1 pseudogene is annotated in these 250 nt (G+C 58.0%); it reads left to right on the top strand.

From position 1 onward, the window contains the following. Positions 1-34 precede the first annotated feature (34 nt). Positions 35-250, top strand: a pseudogene (locus WP12_RS26095) (hypothetical protein); the annotation flags it as partial.

The following is a 250-nucleotide window of genomic DNA, read 5'->3' as shown; positions in this document are numbered from 1 at the left end:
AATTGCTCCATGGAAGCCGATATCTACGAGGTCGGTGGTCAGCAACGGTCCTGGTAGAATCAATCAAGCGTTCAGTGTTCGTTCTTCAACCTGGCCAAAATCGCAGCTTCGGGCCGACTGGGCCTATCTGGAATGGACCCCAGCCAAAATCCGAGAAGAGGCTGCCCGGATCGGGCCGATGTTGTCGCTGCTGGTCGAGCGCATCATCATGGACCGGCCACATCCCGAGCAGGGCTACCGCTCGTGCCTT

The organism is Sphingomonas sp. SRS2 (assembly GCF_000971055.1).
In the GTDB taxonomy this organism is placed as follows: domain Bacteria; phylum Pseudomonadota; class Alphaproteobacteria; order Sphingomonadales; family Sphingomonadaceae; genus Rhizorhabdus.
This window is presented reverse-complemented; position numbering and strand designations above follow the sequence as displayed.